Origin of the sequence: Actinacidiphila sp. bgisy160, assembly GCF_965342435.1 — a bacterium.
Classification (GTDB): Bacteria; Actinomycetota; Actinomycetes; order Streptomycetales; family Streptomycetaceae; genus Actinacidiphila.
On sequence record NZ_CBDRCM010000048.1, the window covers coordinates 1 to 16,635 of the forward strand.

Annotated in this window: 18 protein-coding genes; 13 read left to right on the plus strand and 5 right to left on the minus strand. The window is 74.2% G+C overall.

Annotated features, from left to right (window positions below):
* The first annotated feature begins 99 nt into the window (after positions 1-99).
* The 6 genes from ACRWNP_RS28715 to ACRWNP_RS28740 all read left to right on the plus strand — a co-directional run bounded on the left by ACRWNP_RS28715 (position 100) and on the right by ACRWNP_RS28740 (position 6,102).
* Entirely contained in the window at positions 100-1,566 is a 1,467-nt protein-coding gene (locus tag ACRWNP_RS28715; RefSeq protein ID WP_431966378.1) for an NAD(P)H-hydrate dehydratase, read from the plus strand.
* Between the two features lie 80 nt (positions 1,567-1,646).
* Positions 1,647-2,777 (plus strand): L,D-transpeptidase, encoded by a 1,131-nt coding sequence (locus ACRWNP_RS28720; RefSeq protein ID WP_431966380.1) that lies wholly within the window; start codon positions 1,647-1,649, stop codon positions 2,775-2,777.
* A 35-nt stretch (positions 2,778-2,812) separates the two neighbouring features.
* Entirely contained in the window at positions 2,813-3,949 is a 1,137-nt protein-coding gene (alr, locus tag ACRWNP_RS28725) for an alanine racemase (protein ID WP_431966382.1), read from the plus strand.
* Positions 3,950-3,981: 32 nt separating this feature from the next.
* A complete protein-coding gene (locus ACRWNP_RS28730) occupies positions 3,982-5,262 on the plus strand; it encodes an alpha/beta fold hydrolase (RefSeq protein ID WP_431966384.1) in 1,281 nt (426 codons plus the stop codon).
* An 11-nt stretch (positions 5,263-5,273) separates the two neighbouring features.
* A complete protein-coding gene (gene tsaE, locus ACRWNP_RS28735) occupies positions 5,274-5,798 on the plus strand; it encodes a tRNA (adenosine(37)-N6)-threonylcarbamoyltransferase complex ATPase subunit type 1 TsaE (protein WP_431966386.1) in 525 nt (174 codons plus the stop codon).
* Positions 5,799-5,922: 124 nt separating this feature from the next.
* On the plus strand, positions 5,923-6,102 hold the full coding sequence (locus ACRWNP_RS28740) for a hypothetical protein (RefSeq protein WP_431966388.1): 180 nt from the start codon (positions 5,923-5,925) through the stop codon (positions 6,100-6,102).
* A gap of 211 nt (positions 6,103-6,313) precedes the next feature.
* On the opposite strand, the gene ACRWNP_RS28745 is transcribed toward ACRWNP_RS28740, so the two are convergent.
* Positions 6,314-6,859, minus strand: a complete 546-nt coding sequence (locus ACRWNP_RS28745) for a hypothetical protein (RefSeq protein ID WP_431966390.1) — start codon at positions 6,857-6,859, stop codon at positions 6,314-6,316.
* 164 nt (positions 6,860-7,023) lie between these two features.
* On the opposite strand from ACRWNP_RS28745, the gene tsaB reads away from it, so the two are divergent.
* The 5 genes from tsaB (at position 7,024) to ACRWNP_RS28770 (ending at position 10,330) form a co-directional block, all read left to right on the plus strand.
* Complete coding sequence (tsaB, locus tag ACRWNP_RS28750) at positions 7,024-7,677, plus strand: tRNA (adenosine(37)-N6)-threonylcarbamoyltransferase complex dimerization subunit type 1 TsaB (protein WP_431966392.1); 654 nt, start codon at positions 7,024-7,026, stop codon at positions 7,675-7,677.
* Between the two features lie 8 nt (positions 7,678-7,685).
* On the plus strand, positions 7,686-8,189 hold the full coding sequence (gene rimI / locus ACRWNP_RS28755; protein WP_431966471.1) for a ribosomal protein S18-alanine N-acetyltransferase: 504 nt from the start codon (positions 7,686-7,688) through the stop codon (positions 8,187-8,189).
* Positions 8,182-9,279, plus strand: coding sequence for a tRNA (adenosine(37)-N6)-threonylcarbamoyltransferase complex transferase subunit TsaD (tsaD, locus tag ACRWNP_RS28760; protein WP_431966394.1), 1,098 nt, complete (start codon positions 8,182-8,184; stop codon positions 9,277-9,279). Before rimI ends, tsaD begins: the two co-directional genes overlap by 8 nt.
* Positions 9,276-9,536 carry a hypothetical protein gene (locus ACRWNP_RS28765; RefSeq protein ID WP_431966396.1) on the plus strand — a complete coding sequence of 87 codons (261 nt, stop codon included), beginning with the start codon at positions 9,276-9,278 and terminating at the stop codon, positions 9,534-9,536. The genes tsaD and ACRWNP_RS28765 overlap by 4 nt, the downstream gene beginning before the upstream one ends.
* A 140-nt stretch (positions 9,537-9,676) precedes the next feature.
* Positions 9,677-10,330, plus strand: a complete 654-nt coding sequence (locus ACRWNP_RS28770; protein ID WP_431966398.1) for an HAD family hydrolase — start codon at positions 9,677-9,679, stop codon at positions 10,328-10,330.
* 46 nt (positions 10,331-10,376) lie between these two features.
* On the opposite strand, the gene ACRWNP_RS28775 is transcribed toward ACRWNP_RS28770, so the two are convergent.
* Entirely contained in the window at positions 10,377-11,627 is a 1,251-nt protein-coding gene (locus ACRWNP_RS28775; protein WP_431966400.1) for a class I SAM-dependent methyltransferase, read from the minus strand.
* A gap of 297 nt (positions 11,628-11,924) precedes the next feature.
* Between ACRWNP_RS28775 and groES the strand changes: the two genes are divergently transcribed.
* A complete protein-coding gene (groES, locus tag ACRWNP_RS28780; RefSeq protein WP_319158003.1) occupies positions 11,925-12,233 on the plus strand; it encodes a co-chaperone GroES in 309 nt (102 codons plus the stop codon).
* Between the two features lie 124 nt (positions 12,234-12,357).
* Positions 12,358-13,986 carry a chaperonin GroEL gene (gene groL / locus ACRWNP_RS28785; RefSeq protein ID WP_431966402.1) on the plus strand — a complete coding sequence of 543 codons (1,629 nt, stop codon included), beginning with the start codon at positions 12,358-12,360 and terminating at the stop codon, positions 13,984-13,986.
* A gap of 68 nt (positions 13,987-14,054) precedes the next feature.
* Here the strand turns inward: groL and ACRWNP_RS28790 are convergent, their stop codons facing one another.
* The 3 genes from ACRWNP_RS28790 to ACRWNP_RS28800 all read right to left on the minus strand — a co-directional run bounded on the left by ACRWNP_RS28790 (position 14,055) and on the right by ACRWNP_RS28800 (position 16,634).
* Positions 14,055-14,840: an SDR family NAD(P)-dependent oxidoreductase gene (locus ACRWNP_RS28790; RefSeq protein ID WP_431966404.1), complete on the minus strand. Its 786-nt coding sequence runs from the start codon at positions 14,838-14,840 to the stop codon at positions 14,055-14,057.
* 9 nt (positions 14,841-14,849) lie between these two features.
* Entirely contained in the window at positions 14,850-15,509 is a 660-nt protein-coding gene (locus ACRWNP_RS28795; protein WP_431966406.1) for an MOSC domain-containing protein, read from the minus strand.
* Between the two features lie 69 nt (positions 15,510-15,578).
* On the minus strand, positions 15,579-16,634 hold the full coding sequence (locus ACRWNP_RS28800) for an aminotransferase class V-fold PLP-dependent enzyme (protein WP_431966408.1): 1,056 nt from the start codon (positions 16,632-16,634) through the stop codon (positions 15,579-15,581).
* Position 16,635 lies beyond the last annotated feature (1 nt).

Genomic DNA, 16,635 nt, shown 5'->3' on the forward strand with positions numbered 1-16,635 from the left:
CCTCTCCCCCCCCCCCCCCCCCCCCCCCCCCCCGCCACCGGGTGCACCCACGAGCACCGCCGGCGCGCAACGAACCCCGCGCGGTGGGAACATGGCCGCATGCGGGTGGCGTACAGCGTGGAGACCGTACGGGCGGCCGAGCGGGCGCTCATGGCGCGGGTTCCGGAGGGGGCCCTGATGCAGCGGGCGGCGGCCGGGCTGGCCGCGGCGTGCGCGAACGCGCTCGGCGCCGCGGGCGGGGTCTACGGGGCCCGCGTCGTCGTGCTGACCGGGAGCGGGGACAACGGCGGCGACGCCCTGTACGCGGGGGCGCGCCTCGCGCGGCGGGGGGCGGGCGTCACCGCTGTCCTGCTGGCGCCCCGGAAGGCGCACCGCCGGGGCCTGGCGGCCCTGCGCGCCGCGGGCGGCCGTGCGGTCGCCCCGGACGGCGCCGAGGCGCTGATCCATCGCGCCGACCTCGTACTGGACGGCATCGTGGGCATCGGCGGCAAGGGCGGCCTGCGCCCCGAGGCGGCGCCGCTGGCGGAGGCCGCGCACGCGTCCCGGGCGGTCGTGGTCGCCGTGGACCTCCCCAGCGGTGTGGACGCCGACACCGGCGAGGTCCGGGGCGCGGCGGTGCGGGCGGACATGACGGTGACCTTCGGCACGTACAAGCCGGGCCTGCTCGTGGACCCCGCCGCCGAGCACGCGGGTGCCCTGCGCCTGGTGGACATCGGCCTCGGCCCCTGGCTGGACGGCACGCCGCCCGACCTGGAGGCGCTGCAGCACGCCGACGTGGCCGCCCTCCTGCCGGGTCCGGACGCCGAGAGCGACAAGTACCGGCGCGGTGTGATCGGCGTCGTCGCGGGCTCGGAGCGCTACCCCGGCGCCGCCGTGCTCGCGGTGGCGGGGGCGCTGCGCGCGGGCGCGGGGGCGGTGCGGTACGTGGGCCCGGGGGCGGCGGCCGTGCTGGCCCGCTTCCCGGAGGCCCTGGTGTCGTCCGGGCCACCGCACAAGGCCGGCCGGGTGCAGGCCTGGGTGGTGGGCCCGGGGCTGGGCGACGGGCCGGAGGCCCAGCGCTCGGTGGACGACGTGCTCGCCTCGGACGTGCCCGTGCTCGTCGACGCGGACGGCCTGCGGCTGCTGGACCGGGCCGTCGTGCGCTCCCGCGCCGCCGGCACCGTGCTGACCCCGCACGCGGGGGAGGCGGCGGCACTGCTCGGGGTGGCCCGCGAGGAGGTGGAGGCGGCGCGGCTGGACCATGTGCGGCGGCTGGCCGACGAGTTCGGCGCGACGGCGCTGCTCAAGGGCTCCACGACGCTCGTCGCGTCCCCGGAGTCCGGGGTGCCGGTCCGGGTCAACCCCACGGGGACGTCCTGGCTGGCCACGGCGGGCAGCGGTGACGTGCTCTCCGGGATCACCGGGTCCCTGCTGGCCGCCGGGCTCGCCCCGCGAGACGCGGCCTCCGCCGGCGCCTACCTGCACGGCCTGTCGGCGCGGGTCGCCGCGGGCCCGGTCGGCGCGCCGATCGCCGCGGACGACGTGGCCGCGGCCCTTCCCGCCGCCTGGCGCGACATCAGGTCCTGAGCCGCCGTCAACTGGGCGAAACGGGTGGACTCCGCCGACGCGGCGTTCCGCCGGGCATCGGCACGTCAATTTGTGTGTTCATGGGAACGTATGCCAGAAGCAGGGTGCGGCTGCTCACCTCCGCGGTGACCGCCCTCGCCGCACTCGGTATGCACACGACTGCCGCCGCGGACGACGAGTGGCCGGTGCCGGTCGACCGTCTCGTCCCCGGGGTCCCCTTCGGCCCGGACGCCTCCCGGCAGGTCGACACCCCCGACCAGGGCGCCCTGCCCCGCAGGATCGGCACGTCGACGGCCGAGCCCACACGCAGTGTCGTGCCCACCGAGGACACGGAAGACGACTGGGTGGACCCGCAGCTGGTGGAGTTCGTTCCGGCCGAGGACGTCGAGCGGGCGCGCACATTCGAGCGGGAGCGGGCCGCCGAGGAAAAGCGGGCCGCCGAGGAGGAGCGGGCCGCCGAGGAAAAGCGGGCCGCCGACGAGGACCCGTACTACGCCGATGAGGACCCGGACAACGCCGACGAGGACCCGTACTACGCCGACGAGGACCGGGACAACGCCGACGAGGCCCCGGACAACGCCGAGGAGCACCGGGAGAACCCGGAACGTCGCGAGTACTGCACGGCCTTCACCGGCCCCTACCAGCGCGAGGTCGAGAAGAGGCTGCGGCTGCGTGTGAACGGCAAGCAGTCCGAGGCCGACTGCGCGGAGATCCGCCACTACCAGAAGTCCAAGGGCATCGTCCCCGCCACCGGCTTCGCGGGCCCCACCACCTGGGGCTGGCTCCGGCTCGACGAGGCCACCAGGAAGGGCCCGAACGCCTCCCGCCGGTGCCCGGCCCCGGCCCGGGGCAAGCGCCTGGTCTGCATCGACCTCAACCGCCAGCTGCTGTGGGTGCAGAGCAGCAGCACCAAGGTCGTCTTCGGCCCGGTTGCCATCCGCAGCGGCCGCAAGGGCTACCTCACCCGTACCGGTTACTTCACCGTCTACTGGCGCCACAAGAACCACGTCTCCGACATCTACGACGCCCCGATGCCGTACAGCCAGTTCTTCAGCGGTGGCCAGGCGATGCACGCGACCCCCGGCAGCGTCTACAAGGCGCCCGGATCGCACGGCTGCGTCAACCTCTCCAACCGCAACGCGCGCCTGCTGTGGAACCTCCTGAAGCTCCACGAGGCGGTGTACGTGTGGGGCGCGAAACCCGCCACGTGACGGCCGCACGGGGCCGGCCTGAGACACTGGGCGCGATGGATGAGACGAATCTGCGCGCCCAGGCCACGATCGACCTCGCCGCCCTGCGGTCCAACGTCGCGGCGCTCCGCGCCCGCGCGCCCCGCTCCGGGCTCATGGCCGTGGTCAAGGCGGACGCCTACGGCCATGGGATGGTGCCCTGCGCCCGGGCCGCCCTGGAGGCGGGCGCCGGCTGGCTCGGCACGGCGACGCCCGAGGAGGCGCTGGCGCTGCGCGCGGCCGGGATCACGGCCCCCGTGCTGTGCTGGCTGTGGACGCCGGGCGGGCCGTGGCAGGCCGCCGTGGAGGCGGACGTCGACGTGACGGTCAGCTCGCCGTGGGCGCTGCGCGAGGTCTCGGAGGCCGCCGCGGCCGCGGGCCGGACCGCGCGCGTCCAGCTGAAGGCCGACACGGGCCTGGGCCGGGGCGGCGCCCAGCCCGCGCAGTGGCCCGACCTGGTCGCCGCCGCCCGCGCCGCCGAGACGGAGGGCCTGGTGACGGTCACCGGGCTGTGGTCGCACTTCGCGTGCGCCGACGAGCCCGGTCACCCCTCCATCGCCGCGCAGCTCGCCGTCTTCCGCAGCGCCCTGGAGACCGCCGAGCGCGCCGGGCTGCGCCCCGAGGTCCGGCACATGGCGAACTCCCCGGCCACCCTGACCCTGCCCGAGGCGCACTTCGACCTCGTCAGGACCGGGGTGGCGATCTACGGGATCTCGCCGATCCCGCAGGTCGGCGGCCCGGCCGACTTCGGGCTGCGGCCGGTGATGACGCTGTCGGCGCGGTTGGCCTCGGCCAAGCGCGTCCCCGGCGGCCACGGGGTCTCGTACGGGCACCACTACACGACGCCCGGCGAGACGACCCTCGCCCTGGTGCCCGTCGGGTACGCCGACGGCATCCCGCGGCACGCCTCGGGCACCGGCCCCGTGCTGGTGTCGGGCAAGTGGCGGACGGTCGCCGGGCGGGTGGCGATGGACCAGTTCGTGGTCGACCTCGGCGGCGACAGTGCCGCCGCGGGAGACGAGGCAGTACTGTTCGGCCCTGGTGACCGCGGTGAGCCGACCGCCGAGGACTGGGCGCGGGCGGCGGGCACCATCGCGTACGAGATCGTCACTCGGATCGGGACCCGGGTGCCGCGCGTCTACGTGGGTACGTGAGCGCGTAGCGGAGGGGAAGCAGCGATACGGCCATGACGGACAGCGGCAAGGCAACGGGGGCGATCGAGGCGGTGGCCGAAGCGGCCGCTGCTTCCGGTCGCTGGCAGCGCGCCGGGATCGTCGGCGCGGCCATCGGCGTGGTCGCGGCGGGCGCCGCCGCGGGCGTGGCGCTGGAGCGCGCCACGGTCGGCCGGGGCATGCGCAAGCGTGCCCGGCTCGCCCTCGACCTGGCCGGGCCCTACGGCTCGCTGCGCGGCGTTCCGGGGCGGGTCACCGCGGAGGACGGCACCGAGCTCTACTACGAGGTCGAGGAGGCGGACCCGGCGGCGGCCGACGCGGCCGCGCCGCCGCGACGCTGGCAGATCTTCCGCCGCGGTGGCCAGGCGCCGCCGCTGACCGTCGTCTTCAGCCACGGTTACTGCCTCAACCAGGACTCCTGGCACTTCCAGCGCGCCGCGCTGCGCGGGGCGATACGCGCCGTCTACTGGGACCAGCGCAGCCACGGCCGCTCCGGCCGGGGCAAGGACCAGGCGGACGGCGAGCCCGCCACGATCGACCAGCTCGGCCGCGACCTGAAGGCGGTCCTCGACGCCGCCGCGCCGGAGGGCCCGCTGGTGCTCGTCGGGCACTCCATGGGGGGCATGACCGTGATGGCGTTCGCCGACCAGTTCCCCGATCTGGTGGACGCGCGCGTGGCCGGCTTCGCCTTCGTCGGTACGTCCTCCGGCAGGCTGGCCAGCGTGACGCTCGGCCTGCCGGCGGCGGGCGCGCGGGCGCTGCGGGCGCTGGCGCCGGGGGTACTGCGGATCCTGGGCACGCAGGTCGACCTGGTGGAACGGGGGCGCCGGGCGACGGCCGACCTCTTCGCCGGGATCATCAAGCGCTACTCCTTCGGCTCCGACGTGGACCCGGGCGTCGCGCGGTTCGCCGAGCGGATGATCGAGTCGACCCCGATCGACGTCGTCGGCGAGTTCTACCCGGCCTTCACCGAGCACGAGAAGAGCGAGGCCCTGGACGTGCTGGACGGCCTGCCCGGGCTCGTACTGGCCGGGGACAAGGACCTCCTGACGCCCAGTGAGCACAGCCGGGCCATCGCCGAGCGTCTGCCGGACACCGAGCTGGTGGTGGTGCCCGGGGCCGGGCACCTGGTGATGATGGAACACCCCGAGCTGGTCAACACGCACCTGGCCGCGCTGCTCGCCGAGGCGGCCGACGCCTCGCGCGCCCCGGTCCCGCAGGCGCTGCGTGAACTGGCGGTGCCGCGGCCCGCGACGCCCGACAGGGCGGAACGGGTGGTCTCCGGCGGCGCGTAGCATTCGGGCACATGGGCATGGAAGCCATCGGCATGGAAGCGATCCGGGTCACGGTAAAGACCCCCGACCAGATGCGCGAGCTGGGACACCGTCTGGCGCCGCTGCTGCGCGCCGGCGACCTCGTCGTCCTCAGCGGTGACCTGGGGGCGGGCAAGACGACGCTGACCCGTGGCCTCGGCGAGGGCATGGGCGTGCGGGGCGCGGTGACGTCGCCGACCTTCGTGATCGCACGGGTCCACCCCTCGCTGCGCGGCGGTCCGGCGCTGGTGCACGTGGACGCGTACCGGCTTTCCGGCGGGCTGGACGAGATGGAGGACCTGGACCTCGACGTCTCGCTGCCGGAGTCGGTGGTCGTGGTGGAGTGGGGCGAGGGCAAGGTCGAGGAGCTCTCCGACGACCGGCTGCAGCTGGTGATCCACCGCGCGGTGGGCGAGGTCGCGGCGAACGGGCAGGAGGACCACGACGTGCGCGAGGTCGTCGTCACCGGGGTCGGCGCGCGCTGGGCCGGTGAGGACCTGGCCGGGCTCGGCGTCTGAGCGCGCAACCGTTCCGACATGGTGTCGGGAAGATATTGCGTACGGCACGTCTCCCGTGTTCTGCTGGACTCCAGGAGCTGGTTAGGGCTGCCTGACCCGACCCCGTCGGACCCAGGAGGCATCCATGTCGGCCCACACGGCCCCGGAGCCGGAGCCGGGTTACTCGATGCAGGCGCTGCTCGCGGCGGCCGCGGCGGCGAACGCGGTGTGCACCCCACCGGGCGGCGAGCCCGAGGAGCAGGAGCCGGAGCCGCACGCGGCGCAGGACGAGACCAGGACCCGCCCTGAGGCGGACGCGGCATAGCCAGGGCCTGCCGTCACATTCACGCCTGCCCCGCGCCGCCCGGCTGCGTTGTCGAATCGTCCGGGTGGCCCACTACGAGGACGGCTGTCCGCCGTGCGACGCACCGCGCCGGACAATGCGGGCCCCGGCCTCCGGGCGACCGGCGTGAATTCGACGGCAGGCCCTGTGCGCCCGCCGAACGACCCCTTGGGCGTTCACTCTTCCGGGGGAATCAGCGGACGACGACGATCTTGCTGCCGACAGTCGCGAACTTCCACAGCGTCGCGCCGTCCTTCCGCTTCTCGCGGATGCCGCCCGTCTGCCGGCCCGGGGGCGGGGGGTCGGGCAGCGAGCCGTCCTTCGCCGCGCTGAAGCCGATCACCACGTTGTCCACGGTCGTGAACCGCACCACGTTCTCGACGGCCACACCGTCACCGCCGACCCCGCCGGCGCTGCGGGAGGTCACGGAGTAGGTGCCGGGGGCGGGATCGACGGTGCCGGGCACGACCACGTACGTGGTGCGCACCTTCCCGTCGTCGCCGACCAGCCACACGCGGTCCGCGCCGAGCGAGTACACGACCCTGGTGCCGCTGCCGGAGGCCGCGGGGAGCTCGTTCTTCTTCGCCGGCTCGGGCGAGGCGGAGGCGGCCACGGAGGTGTCGCGGGCGCCGCCGGTGTCCGTGCTGCGGACGCCCTTGGGCATCTCGTCCGCGGAGCTGGAGGCCTGGACGGCGAGCACGCCGACGCCGGCCAGCGCGGCTGCGGTCAGTCCGGTCACGATCGTCCCTGAACCGATCCTTGCCACGGCTTTCCTCCGGAGGTGGGCGTCACGCTGGGTTGACGTTAGCAGCCGGGCCGCACGCTGACGGGAGCGCCGTCCCGGGCCGCGGTGGTGGCCCCGTCCTGGCGGGGCCACCCCGGTGAACGCCGTAGGCTGAACGCGTGCTGCTGCTTGCTTTCGATACCGCAACCCCCGCCGTGACGGTCGCCCTGCACGACGGCCGGCGCGTGCTCGCAGAGTCGACGGAGATCGACGCGAGACGGCACGGGGAACTGCTGATGCCCGCCGTGGACCGAGTGCTGCGGGAGGTGGGGACCGGGCTGGGCGACGTGACCGGGATCGTGGTCGGCGTCGGACCCGGCCCGTACACGGGGCTGCGCGTCGGCCTGGTGACCGCCGTCTCCTTCGCCGACGTGCTGGGCGTCCCCGTCCACGGGATCTGCACCCTCGACGGGCTGGCGTACGCCGCCGGGATCGAGGGGCCGTTCGTCGTGGCGACGGACGCCCGCCGCAAGGAGGTCTACTGGGCCCGGTACGAGGGCCCGCGGGCCCGGGTGACCGACCCGGCCGTGGACCGGCCCGGCGACATCGCGGGCGAGGTCGGCGGGGTGCCCGCGGTCGGCGCGGGCGCCGCCCTCTACCCCGGGGTCTTCACCGACGTCCGGCCGCCCGCCGACCAGTCCGCCGCCGCGCTGGCCGCCCTCGCCGCGGTGAAGCTGGCGGATGGCGAGGACTTCCTCCCCGCGCTGCCGCTGTACCTGCGCCGTCCGGACGCCCAGGTGCCGGCCGGCTACAAGGCGGTCCTGCCGAAGTGACCGCGGTGATGCGCGAGATGCGCTGGTGGGACCTGGACCCGGTGATGGAGCTGGAGCACCGGCTCTTCCCGGACGACGCGTGGTCGCGCGGCATGTTCTGGTCCGAACTGGCCGACGCGCGGCATCCGTCGGCCACCCGGCACTACGTGGTGGCCGAGGACGAGGCCGGACGGATCGCCGGCTACGGGGGCCTGGCCGCCGTCGCCGGCACCGGGGACGTGCAGACCATCGCCGTCGCCACCGAGCAGTGGGGCACCGGCCTCGGCACACTGCTGCTCGCCGAACTGCTGCGCCAGGCCACCGCCTTCGAGTGCCACGAGGTGCTGCTGGAGGTGCGCGTCGACAACGTCCGCGCCCAGCGGCTGTACGAGCGCTTCGGCTTCGAGCCGATCGGTTTCCGGCGCGGCTACTACCAGCCGGGCAACGTCGACGCGCTCGTGATGAGGCTCGGCGAGCTGCCGGCATCCACTGACGTACCGGGACTACAAGGAACAGAGACCATCCATGGCTGACGAGCCCCTTGTCCTCGGCATCGAGACGTCCTGCGACGAGACCGGTGTCGGCATCGTGCGCGGGCACACGCTGCTCGCCGACGCGATCGCCTCCAGCGTCGACGAGCACGCCCGCTTCGGCGGCGTCGTGCCCGAGGTCGCCAGCCGCGCGCACCTGGAGGCGATGGTCCCCACGATCCAGCGCGCGCTGAAGGAGGCCGGCGTCGCCGCCTCCGACCTCGACGGGATCGCCGTCACCGCGGGTCCCGGGCTCGCGGGCGCGCTGCTGGTCGGCGTGTCCGCGGCCAAGGCGTACGCCTACGCGCTCGGCAAGCCGCTGTACGGGGTCAACCACCTCGCCTCCCACATCTGCGTGGACCAGCTGGAGCACGGGCCGCTGCCCGAGCCGACGATGGCGCTGCTGGTGTCCGGCGGCCACTCCTCGCTGCTGCTGGCGCCCGACATCACCGGCGACGTGCGCCCGCTGGGCTCCACCATCGACGACGCGGCGGGCGAGGCCTTCGACAAGGTAGCCCGGGTGCTGGGCCTCGGTTTCCCCGGCGGCCCGGCCATCGACCGCGCGGCCCGCGAGGGCGACCCGGCCGCTATCCGCTTCCCGCGCGGCCTGACCGGCTCCCGCGACCCGCTCTACGACTTCTCCTTCTCCGGCCTGAAGACGGCCGTGGCCCGGTGGATCGAGTCCAAGCGGCGCGAGGGCGTGGAGGTGCCGGTCGCGGACGTGTCCGCGTCCTTCCAGGAGGCCGTCGTCGACGTGCTCACCCGCAAGGCGATCCGGGCCTGCAAGGACAACGGCGTCGACCACCTGATGATCGGCGGCGGCGTCGCGGCCAACAGCCGGCTGCGCTCGCTGGCGCAGGAGCGCTGCGAGGGCGCGGGGATCGTCCTGCGCGTGCCGCGGCCCAAGCTGTGCACCGACAACGGCGCCATGGTCGCGGCCCTCGGCGCGGAGATGGTGGCCCGCGGCCGGCCGTCCTCCACGTGGGACCTGCCGGCGGATTCCTCGCTCCAGGTCACGGACGTGTCCGTGCCCGGCCACACGCACGACCACGACCACGTCCACGAGCTCAGCAAGAGCAACCTCTACTCATGACCGTCGCCCTGATGTGGGAGGCCCGCGCCGTCGAGGGGCGCGGGCCCGAACTGCTGGCGTGGGCCCGCGCTCGGTCGCTGTCGCCGGCCCCGCTGCGCCGGGAGACCTTCTCCGCCCCGCAGGACCGGGTCCTGGTCATCACCTGGTGGGACGCCCCGTACGACGCGGAGCTGCCCGAACTGCCCGAGCCGGCCGAGGGCCTGGCCCGGCGGGCCGTGCACCGCTGGCGCTTCGAGTCGGTGGCGGAGGGGGCGTAGGCCCTGGTCGCGGGACGGCCGGTCGTATGATGAGCCCGGCGTCGATCGCAACCGGGCTTCTGCCTTGGCGCCTCCTGAGCAGGCGTCCTGCCGGACGACCGGTGTCCGGGAGGCGTTCCGGCAGGTGGCGAGAAGACCCGATGACCGACTCCGGCTGCGCCGTCCTCTTCGATCTCGACGGCGTCCTTCTCGACAGCCGGCGGGCGATGCGGCGGGCGATCCTCGACGTCGCCCGCGCGGCCCTGGGAGCGCCCGTGGACGAGAGCCGTCTGCCGGCCGGACTCGACCACCTCCCCCATCACGAACTGCTCGCGCGGCTCGGCGTGACCGACGAGGAGACCGTCTTCGGTGCCGCCTGGGAGGAAGCGCTCGCCCTCGCCCGGTGGGGGGCGTCGCCGTTCCCGGACGCGGCCGGCGTGCTGCGCGAGCTCGCGGCCTCCGGCATGGCGATCGGGGTGGTGACCATGCAGCCGGCGAGCCGGGTGGCGCGGCTCGTCCCCGCGGAGCTGTCCGCGTACTTCGGCGTGGTGGTCGGGTGGGGCGACGCCGCGCCCAAGCCTTCGGGGGAGGGCGTCCTGCTCGCGCTCGACCGCCTCGGGGTGCCGCCGGGGCGCGCCTGCTTCGTCGGGGACAGCCCCTCCGACGTGGCCGCCGCGGCGGCCGCCGGGATCCCTTCGATCGGCGCGGCCTGGGGCTACACCGGCCCCGCCCTGGACGACTGCGGACCCACCGCCCTCGCCGGTGCGCTCACCGAGGTGCCGGGGATGGCGAGAGGTCTGCTGGGGGCGCTGTAGCCGTTCGTGGAGGGTTGAGCGGTCCGCGCGTGTGCCTGGGTCGCTGTCAGCGGGGGGTGCGGGTGTCCGTGGGGGCCGGGGCGCCCAGCAGCATGCTCGGGGCGCCCGCGACGCGGGTCAGGAAGACCGTGGCCGCGTGGGGGCCCTGGGGCTTGACCCGGCGGCGTACCTCCTCGGGTTCGACGGCCGATCCGCGCTTCTTCACGGTCAGCACGCCGACCTCGCGTTCGCGCAGCAGCGCCTTGAGCCGCTTGAGGTTGAAGGGCAGCACATCGGTGATCTCGTAGGCGGTCGCGTAGGGCGTCGAGTGCGGCTCGTCCGAGGTGACGTACGCGATGGTCTGGTCGATCAGCCCGCCGCCGACCTGCGCCGCCACGTCGGCCACCATGTGGGCCCGGATGACCGCGCCGTCCGGCTCGTACAGCCAGCGCCCCACGGGGCGCACCTGCGGGTCGGGCAGGCCGGCCGCCGGCAGCGTGGCGCCCGACGGCAGCAGAGTCGCGCGGCGGGCGCCCGGCGCGGTGCCGAACCACAGCACGGCCTCCTTCACGTCGCCGTGGTCGGAGACCCACTCCGCCTCGGCCTCCTGCGGCACCGCCTCGTGCGGGATCCCCGGCGCCACCTTCAGGGCGGCCAGCGGCGCCTTCCGCGCCGCCGCCACCGCCCACGACAGCGGCGGGGAGTACGCCTCGGGGTCGAAGATCCGCCCGCCCGTCGCCCGCCACCGCCCTTCTTGCGAAGCGCTGCGCGCTGCACCTCTTGATTGTCCGCCGCGTCGGGCCGGGTCGACGAAGACCGCGTCGAAGCCGTCCGTGGCGGTCTCCGTCACGTCGGCGCAGCGCACCTCGATCAGGCCGGCCAGCCCCAGCGCCTCCGCGTTCGCCCGCACCACCGCGCAGGTCAGCTCGGAACGGTCGACCGCCAGCACCTCCACCCCGGCGCGGGCCAGCGGGACGGCGTCCCCGCCGATCCCGCAGCACAGGTCCGCCAGCCGCCGCACCCCGAGCGCGGCGAACCGCTCCGCCCGGTGCCGGGCGACGGAGGCCCGCGTCGACTGCTCGACCCCGTCGGGCGTGAAGTACATCCGGTACGCGTCCTCCCCGAACTTCGCCGCCGCTCGCTGCCGCAGCCGGGCCTGCGTCAGCGCCGCCGCCACCAGCCCGGCGTCGTGCTCCCGCCGCAGCCGTGTCGCGGTCGCCAGTTCGGCGGCGGGGTCGTAGTCCCGCAGGGAGGCCAGCAGTGACTGCCCCTCGTCGGTCAGAAGAGCCGAGAACGCGTCAAGATCCACGCCGTCCATTGTCCCGCGGGACCGGCGTGTCCTGGACTGGCCCCGTGAGCGGCTCGGCGAAGCCGCGCGCCCGGAACAGTGCGTCCGGGCACTCCGTTGAGCTCAGGGGGAGCGGCTCGTACGGCGCGGCGTTGGCACTCCGCTTGACCGAGTGCTAAGCGCGTCATAATCTCGGACCTGGCACTCGGCCATGTCGAGTGCCAGCACAAACGCGACGGGCAGGTCCGGCACCCGCGACGACGGGCCTACCAGGTCGCCACCCCAGACAGACACTCCCGTGAGCCCTTTGAAGGGGGAGGTCGGATCGTGACGACCACCAGCACCAAGGTTGCCATCAAGCCGCTCGAGGACCGCATCGTGGTCCAGCCGCTCGATGCCGAGCAGACCACCGCTTCCGGTCTGGTCATCCCGGACACCGCCAAGGAGAAGCCCCAGGAGGGCGTCGTCCTGGCCGTCGGCCCGGGTCGCTTCGAGGACGGCAACCGCATCCCGCTCGACGTCAAGGTCGGCGACATCGTGCTGTACAGCAAGTACGGCGGCACCGAGGTCAAGTACAGCGGCGAGGAGTACCTCGTCCTCTCGGCTCGCGACGTCCTCGCGATCGTCGAGAAGTAGGACCGGCGCCGCGCGCAAGCGAGAAATGCCGTGACCACGCCCCGGGCACACCGAGTCCTCGTACGGACCGGGGGCCCGGGGCGCGGTCTTCGACGAGAACCCAAAGACGAGGAATTCCGCCGGTATGGCCAAGATCCTGAAGTTCGACGAGGACGCGCGTCGCGCCCTTGAGCGCGGCGTGAACAAGCTCGCCGACACCGTGAAGGTGACCATCGGCCCCAAGGGCCGCAATGTCGTCATCGACAAGAAGTTCGGCGCCCCGACCATCACCAACGACGGTGTCACCATCGCCCGTGAGGTCGAGATCGAGGACGCGTACGAGAACCTCGGCGCGCAGCTCGTGAAGGAGGTGGCGACCAAGACCAACGACATCGCGGGTGACGGCACCACCACCGCCACGGTGCTCGCCCAGGCGCTGGTCCGCGAGGGTCTGCGCAACGTCGCCGCCGGAGCCTCCCCGGCCGCCCTGAAGAAGGGCATCGACGCGGCCGTCAAGGCCGTCTCGGACGAGCTGCTCGCGACCGCCCGCCCGATCGAGGGCAAGGACGACGTCGCCGCCGTCGCCGCGCTGTCCGCCCAGGACAAGCAGGTCGGCGAGCTGATCGCCGAGGCGATCGACAAGGTCGGCAAGGACGGTGTCATCACCGTCGAGGAGTCCAACACCTTCGGTCTGGAGCTGGACTTCACCGAGGGCATGGCCTTCGACAAGGGCTACCTGTCGCCGTACTTCGTGACGGACCAGGAGCGCCAGGAGGCCGTCCTGGAGGACCCGTACATCCTCATCACCCAGGGCAAGATCTCCTCCATCCAGGACCTGCTCCCGCTGCTGGAGAAGATCCTGCAGGCCGGCACCTCCAAGCCGCTGCTGATCATCGCCGAGGACGTCGAGGGCGAGGCCCTGTCGACCCTGGTGGTCAACAAGATCCGCGGCACCTTCAACGCGGTCGCGGTCAAGGCCCCCGGCTTCGGCGACCGCCGCAAGGCCATGCTGGGCGACATCGCCACCCTCACCGGTGGCACCGTCGTCGCCGAGGAGGTCGGCCTCAAGCTCGACCAGGTCGGCCTGGACGTGCTCGGCACCGCCCGCCGCGTGACCGTCACCAAGGACGACACCACCATCGTCGACGGCGCCGGCGAGTCCTCGGAGATCTCCGGCCGGATCAACCAGATCAAGGCCGAGATCGCCTCGACCGATTCCGACTGGGACCGCGAGAAGCTCCAGGAGCGCCTCGCCAAGCTGGCCGGCGGCGTGTGCGTCATCCGTGTCGGCGCGGCCACCGAGGTCGAGCTGAAGGAGAAGAAGCACCGTCTGGAGGACGCCATCTCCGCGACCCGCGCCGCGGTCGAGGAGGGCATCGTCTCCGGTGGTGGCTCCGCGCTCGTCCACGCGGTCAAGGTGCTCGAGGACGGCCTCGGCAAGACCGGCGACGAGGCCACCGGTGTGGCGGTCGTCCGCCGCGCCGCGGTCGAGCCGCTGCGCTGGATCGCCGAGAACGCCGGCCTGGAGGGCTACGTCATCACCTCCAAGGTGTCCGAGCTGGAGAAGGGCCACGGCTTCAACGCCGCGACCGGCGAGTACGGCGACCTGGTGAAGTCCGGCGTCATCGACCCGGTCAAGGTCACCCGCTCCGCCCTGGAGAACGCCGCCTCCATCGCCTCCCTGCTCCTCACCACCGAGACCCTGGTGGTGGAGAAGAAGGAGGAGGAGCCCGCCGAGGCCGGTCACGGCCACGGTCACGGCCACTCCCACTGAGCTGGACCGCGAAGGCCCCCGTTCCCGCACCTGGGAACGGGGGCCTTCGGGCTGCCGGAGACGGGCCCTCAGTCGCGGGGGTAGACCGGCCCGAAGCGCCGCCCCGCCTTCGACGAGAACCGGCCGAGCGCCCCGCCCGGCGCCAGCCTGGCCGCGAGCACCGCGGCCTTGTAGCGGGGGTCGGGCACACTCAGCGAGCGGCCGCGGGCGAGGTCCCGCAGGGCGGCGATGACCACCTTGTCGGCGTCCAGCCACGCCCATGAGGGGATGCCGTTCGTGTCCATCCCGGCCCTCTGGTGGAACTCGGTGCGGACGAAGCCCGGGCACAGCGCCAGCAGCCGCACCCCGGTGCCCGCCAGTTCGCGGGCCACGCCCTGGGTGAAGTTCACCACCCACGCCTTGCTCGCCCCGTACGTGCCGCGCGGCAGGAAGGCCGCCACCGAGGCCACGTTGATCACGAAGCCGCGCCCGCGCTCCCGCATGGCCGCGGTCGCGGCGCCGGTCAGCCGCAGCACCGCCTCGCAGTGCACCTTGAGCATGGTCAGCTCGTCCGTCATCGGCACGTCGCCGAAGCCGCCGCGGTTGCCGAAGCCCGCGTTGTTGACCAGCACGTCGACCGGGCGCTCCCGGTCGCGCAGCCGTGCCTCGACCGCCTCGATGCCCTTGTCCGCCGACAGGTCGGCGGGCAGCACCTCGACCGCCACCCCGTACGTGCGCCGCAGCCGCTCCGCGCACTCCTCCAGCCGCTGCTCGTCGCGGGCGACGAGGACGAGGGCGTGACCGTCCTCCGCCAGCCGGCGCGCGAACGCCGCGCCGATTCCCGCGGTGGCTCCCGTGATCAGTGAAGTCGTCATGGCCGCAGGCTAGTCAGCCCCCGTGCGTCTGCGGGCCGCGGCGCGCACGTCCCGCGGAAGCGCGTCCGCCGCCAGCAGCCGGGGGAGCAGCGCGGGCTCCAGGGTGACCGCCCGAAAGGTCAGCGCGACGGTGACCTCGTGGTCCGGGCGGTGGACGACCTCGACCGGGTCGCCGGCCCGGACTTGTCCGGCCTCGGCGACCCGGAGGTAGGCGCCGGGCAGCGCGGCCCGCGTGAACCGCTTGATCCAGCCGCCCTGTTCCAGCCAGCCCTGGAAGGTGGCGCAGGGGACCCGCGGGCAGGACACCTCCAGGACGGCGCCGCCCTGCCCGCCGATCCGCCAGCGCTCGCCGATCAGGGCACTGTTGACGTCCAGCCCCCAGGTGGTCAGGTTCTCCCCGAACATGCCGTTGCGCAGCGGCAGGTCGAGTTCGCGTTCCCAGGTGTCGAGGTCCTCCCGGGCGTAGGCGTAGACCGCCTGGTCGGTGCCGCCGTGGTGCGCCACGTCGTACACCCGGTCGCCGGCCAGGCCGACCGCGCCGGTGCCCTTGGGGCCCGGCGCCGTCACCGCCACCGGGCCCGGCACCGGGTGCTTGTCGATACCGGTCGTTCCACTGGTCTTCCACGGGTTCGGACGGGGCCGGCCCACGTTCACCGAGAGCAGCTTCATCCCGCGACGGTACGGCGCCCGCCCGGCCCCCGGCGAGGTGTTTTCCGGCGGCCGGGGCGACGACAGGCCTCAGCCCGCGAGCACCCGCAGCAGCCGGTCCACGTCCGCCTCGGTGTTGTACAGGTGGAAGGCCGCCCGCAGGTTCCCCGCGCGGGCCGAGACCCGGATGCCTGCGGCGGCCAGCCGCCGCGCCGCGTCGCCGAGGCCCGGGACGGCCACGATCGCCGAGGCCCGCGCGCCGGAGGGCACCGGCTTGTGGCCGAGCCGCAGCAGACCCGCCCGGAAGCGCTCGGCCAGCGCGACGTCGTGGGCGCCGACGGCCTCGACGCCCAGCTCCTCGATCAGCCCCAGCGAGGCCGCCCCGGCCAGATACGGCAGAAGCGGCGGCATCACGTCGAACCGCCGGGCGGAATCGGCGAGACGTGCGACCGGCCCGTAGCAGTCGGCCCACGGGTCCTCGGCCGCGTACCACCCGGCGAACTGCGCCGACAGCCCGTCCTCGGCGCCCTCCCGCACGGTCAGGAAGGACACCCCGCGCGGGGCGAGCAGCCACTTGTAGCCGCCGCACACGACGTAGTCGAGGCCGTCCGCGCTCAGCGGCAGCCAGCCGACCGCCTGGGTGGCGTCGACGAGCACGCGCGCCCGGTGCCGCGACGCGGCCTCGCGCACCGCCGCCAGGTCGGCGACCCGGCCGTCCGCGGACTGCACCGCGCTGACCGCCACGAGGCCGGTGGTGGGACGTACGGCGTCGGCGACCCCCTCCAGGGGCACGGTGCGCACCGTGATGTCGGCGCGGGAGGTGAAGGGGTTGACCAGCGAGCTGAAGTCGCCGTCGGCCAGCACGACCTCGGCCCCGGCGGGGAGGGCCGCGGCGATCATGCCGACATGGGTGGTGACGGAGGAGCCGACCGCGACGCGGTCGGCGGTGACCCCCGTGAGGCGGGCGTATGCGGCGCGGGCGGCGCCCAGGGCGCGCTCGTCGCGCACCCAGTCGTCGGTGCCGTCGGACCAGGCGGCCACGGCGGTACGCAGCACCTCGACGGAGCGGAGCGGGCCGATGCCCGACGAGGCGGTGTTGAGGTAGGTGATCCCGGCGTCCAGCGCGAATTCCCCGGCGATGTCCATG

What these genes read in the sequence shown, in the direction of transcription:
- ACRWNP_RS28715 (WP_431966378.1), top strand. Translation starts at nt 100, where the DNA reads ATGCGGGTGGCGTACAGCGTGGAGACCGTACGGGCGGCCGAGCGGGCG.
- ACRWNP_RS28720 (WP_431966380.1), top strand. Translation starts at nt 1,647, where the DNA reads ATGGGAACGTATGCCAGAAGCAGGGTGCGGCTGCTCACCTCCGCGGTG.
- alr (WP_431966382.1), top strand. Translation starts at nt 2,813, where the DNA reads ATGGATGAGACGAATCTGCGCGCCCAGGCCACGATCGACCTCGCCGCC.
- ACRWNP_RS28730 (WP_431966384.1), top strand. Translation starts at nt 3,982, where the DNA reads ATGACGGACAGCGGCAAGGCAACGGGGGCGATCGAGGCGGTGGCCGAA.
- tsaE (WP_431966386.1), top strand. Translation starts at nt 5,274, where the DNA reads ATGGGCATGGAAGCCATCGGCATGGAAGCGATCCGGGTCACGGTAAAG.
- ACRWNP_RS28740 (WP_431966388.1), top strand. Translation starts at nt 5,923, where the DNA reads ATGTCGGCCCACACGGCCCCGGAGCCGGAGCCGGGTTACTCGATGCAG.
- rimI (WP_431966471.1), top strand. Translation starts at nt 7,686, where the DNA reads ATGCGCGAGATGCGCTGGTGGGACCTGGACCCGGTGATGGAGCTGGAG.
- tsaD (WP_431966394.1), top strand. Translation starts at nt 8,182, where the DNA reads ATGGCTGACGAGCCCCTTGTCCTCGGCATCGAGACGTCCTGCGACGAG.
- ACRWNP_RS28765 (WP_431966396.1), top strand. Translation starts at nt 9,276, where the DNA reads ATGACCGTCGCCCTGATGTGGGAGGCCCGCGCCGTCGAGGGGCGCGGG.
- ACRWNP_RS28770 (WP_431966398.1), top strand. Translation starts at nt 9,677, where the DNA reads ATGACCGACTCCGGCTGCGCCGTCCTCTTCGATCTCGACGGCGTCCTT.
- ACRWNP_RS28775 (WP_431966400.1), bottom strand. Translation starts at nt 11,627, where the DNA reads ATGGACGGCGTGGATCTTGACGCGTTCTCGGCTCTTCTGACCGACGAG.
- groL (WP_431966402.1), top strand. Translation starts at nt 12,358, where the DNA reads ATGGCCAAGATCCTGAAGTTCGACGAGGACGCGCGTCGCGCCCTTGAG.
- ACRWNP_RS28790 (WP_431966404.1), bottom strand. Translation starts at nt 14,840, where the DNA reads ATGACGACTTCACTGATCACGGGAGCCACCGCGGGAATCGGCGCGGCG.
- ACRWNP_RS28795 (WP_431966406.1), bottom strand. Translation starts at nt 15,509, where the DNA reads ATGAAGCTGCTCTCGGTGAACGTGGGCCGGCCCCGTCCGAACCCGTGG.
- ACRWNP_RS28800 (WP_431966408.1), bottom strand. Translation starts at nt 16,634, where the DNA reads ATGGACATCGCCGGGGAATTCGCGCTGGACGCCGGGATCACCTACCTC.